Consider the following 2,862-nt stretch of genomic DNA (forward strand, 5'->3'; position numbering starts at 1 on the left):
AGGTGGTCATCACCGTCGCATCCCTGAACCCCCTCAGGTAGCTCACCTCGGGTGCCAGCTCGGAGCCGAAGGCGGCCGTGGCTATGACGCATCTCGACTCCTCTGCCCTCACCTGGAGCTGGAATGTCGCGGACCTCTTCAATCCGCCTGAGGTCCCGGTCACCACGACGGTGAACGTGCCGGTGGCCTGCCCAGCCTGTATGACGAGGGAGGAAGTGCCCTCCTGGAGAGCAGGCGATTGAAGGTCACCCTGACATCCGATGGGAGGCCCGAGGCTGAAAGCATGACCGTGCCGCTCCCCCTGATCCTCCTAACTGTCACGGCCACCGATCCCGTGGAGGGGGGTTGAGCACCAGCGTGGTGGGCGTCACGGAGATGGAGAAGTCGAATCCCTGAGCGGCCGTTCCTGTACCCGTTTGCGTTCCGGTTTGAGTCTGGGCCTGGGTCTGGGATTGGGTTTGGTTCTGTCCCGTGACGGTCAGGGTCACGGTCGATGTTCTGGTGATGCCACCGCCCGATGCCATCAGGGTGAACTGATGTGTACCCATGGGGGCGCTGTTGGTGGCGACGAGGGTGAGGTTTGCGGTGAAGTCCGGCGGAGCGTTGTTCACGTTGGAGGAGATGGTCACCCCTTGGGGCAGTCCTGAGGCCGAGAGGGTCACGGGGCTGGGGAATCCGCCGATCCCTTGGACCCTTACTGTGAGGTAAGCCGCGCCTCTCCTCGACAGGGTCACCGCGGATGGGTCCACCTGGATGAAGAAGTCCTGCGTGATCGTAGTCGTGGTAGTGGTAGCTGCAGTAGAGGATGAGGTGGACGTTGGGGTTACCTTAAGGGAGACAGTGGCCGTGTGGGTCTTGCCGCCTCCCTCGGCGGTCACAGTTATCGTGTAGTCACCCGGCGGCGTCGATGCTGAGGTGGCGATCCGCAGGTAGATGGTGGATCCGGAGGAGACGAACTGATAAGTGGATCCGGGGGGTATGCCGGATGCCGTGAATTGCACCGTCCCCGAGAAGCCAGTAACCGGGGTTACAGCTACCGAGTACTCGGCCACTCGCCCCTGCGTCACGGTGACCGACTGGGGGGAGACTGAGAGCGAAAAATCAGGTTCCTGAGCGCTGGTCACCTAGATCGTTATGTTGACCTTGTCGTAAATGTTGTAGTTGCCCTCCTTGTTCTTCGCCTTGACCTCCAGCTTGTACTCGCCGGGAGCGGTGGAGTCGGACACGTCTACCTCGAGGGTGGAGGCGAAGGGAACCTTGCCTGAGATCCTGCTGTACGTGAGGGTGATCCCGCCGGGGTCGATCCCACCCACTTGTGGGACAGCTCCGCGTCGCCTAGGAAGGTTCCCCCTATGGCGAGCTGGACGTAGGCCTTCTCACCCTGCTTCAGATTCAGGGATGTCTGGCTGGCCACCACATCGATGTACGGTCCCTTGTAGGTGATCACGAGGGTCGGCTTCCAGCTGTCGTATGGAGCTCCCTCCCTAGAATGGAATATGACGCCATCGTCCGTGTCGGATGGTACCTTCAGCAGGAAGCCGTGAATTGGGCTGCCCGTCCCTATCTTCCCCTTCACGTACGATGTCACATCGAAATTGATCTTAGTCCCCTCGTGGGCATCGAAGCTGATGTGCTCCGTGGTTATCAGGGGACCGTAGCTGTCAGCATGACTCGACCAGGTCACGGTCGACTCGGAGAAGCTCTTGGTGAGGGAGTGTGCCTCAACATCGATCCCGGTATCGGTGGCTGCTTCACCGTCAGGATGAGAGTGGCCTTCTGCACATCGGAACGGGGAACCTGACCGTAAATGTCGAATTCACCACGGAGTCCCAGTAAATGGTGTAGGTCACAACGTTGGTGGAGATCCTCCTTCCAACGAGGAGCCCTGGCTCGCTACCGAAATTATCAAGGGCGTTGAAGCTATAGAGGGTAGCGTCCGCGTTTGCCCTCAAGCTCTTCATGATGGACGCGATTATGTACCACGGAGGTGGGTGTACGTTATCGTGGGGGTAAGGAGGCAACGGGAACCGCGAGGATTAGGAGGAGGACCATCGGGGGAACGAGATATCTAATACTCATGCTATACTCCGTATGAAATAACCTAAAGGTTAATATAGATATTTCGCTAATCTGAGATCCGGTGGATCCTGCATGCCCGGATCTGCCCCGGGCATGCGATCGCGATCGCATGCCTGATATCTTAATCCAGCATTTATTTTAACTGATAGTTTATAATCCACTCCGGGAAGATAAATGGATGGAGATGAGGCATATACTCTCTATCCTCCTCATCGCCCTCCTTACCCCCCACGATAACGTACACCCCACCCCCGTGGTACATATCGCATCCATTATGAAGAGCCTGCCTGCCAGCGCGGATGCCACTCTCAACAGCTTCACCCCTCTCAATAACTTCGGCAGCGAACCGGAGCTCAGTGTCGGGAGGAGGAAGATCTCCACCAATGTGGTGACCTACACCATAAATTGGTATTCTGTGGTTAATTTCGACGTTTACAGTCTCATCCCCCCGGGCTCTGAGGTGCAGGCGGCCACGCTCACTCTCACGGTGAAGCAACCCCCTGATACCGGGGTAGATGTCCAAGTCTATCCCCTCACCAAGAGCTTCTCCGAGTCGACCGTGACCTGGTCGAGTCATGCCAACAGCTACGGCCCCCTGATAACCACGAAACACATCAGTTTCGGCGCTCACGACGGGACTAAGATCAATTTCGACGTGACCGCATACGTGAAGGGGAAGATAGGGACGGGCAGCCCAATTCACGGCTTCCTGCTGAAGGTACCATCCGACACGGACGATGGCGTCATATTCCATTCTAGGGAGGGAGCTCCATACGACAGCTG

General features: G+C 57.9%; 5 protein-coding genes and 1 pseudogene. 1 reads left to right on the top strand and 5 read right to left on the bottom strand.

Annotated features, from left to right (window positions below; translation table 11 throughout):
• The 5 genes and pseudogenes from QI197_08200 to QI197_08220 form a co-directional block, all read right to left on the bottom strand.
• Positions 1 to 91 (bottom strand): annotated as a pseudogene (locus tag QI197_08200) (copper-binding protein).
• Positions 92 to 159: 68 nt separating this feature from the next.
• Positions 160 to 321, bottom strand: a complete 162-nt coding sequence (locus QI197_08205) for a hypothetical protein (protein ID MDK2373341.1) — start codon at positions 319 to 321, stop codon at positions 160 to 162.
• Complete coding sequence (locus QI197_08210; protein ID MDK2373342.1) at positions 318 to 1,052, bottom strand: hypothetical protein; 735 nt, start codon at positions 1,050 to 1,052, stop codon at positions 318 to 320. Before QI197_08210 ends, QI197_08205 begins: the two co-directional genes overlap by 4 nt.
• Positions 1,053 to 1,228: 176 nt before the next feature.
• A complete protein-coding gene (locus QI197_08215; protein MDK2373343.1) occupies positions 1,229 to 1,816 on the bottom strand; it encodes a DNRLRE domain-containing protein in 588 nt (195 codons plus the stop codon).
• Entirely contained in the window at positions 1,758 to 2,021 is a 264-nt protein-coding gene (locus tag QI197_08220; protein MDK2373344.1) for a hypothetical protein, read from the bottom strand. Before QI197_08220 ends, QI197_08215 begins: the two co-directional genes overlap by 59 nt.
• Positions 2,022 to 2,263: 242 nt before the next feature.
• Here QI197_08220 and QI197_08225 point away from each other — a divergent pair.
• A partial coding sequence (locus QI197_08225) for a DNRLRE domain-containing protein (protein ID MDK2373345.1) occupies positions 2,264 to 2,862 on the top strand: 599 nt, incomplete at its 3' end.

The sequence above is a fragment of the Thermoproteota archaeon genome, from assembly GCA_030130125.1.
In the GTDB taxonomy this organism is placed as follows: Archaea; Korarchaeota; Korarchaeia; order Korarchaeales; family Korarchaeaceae; genus Korarchaeum.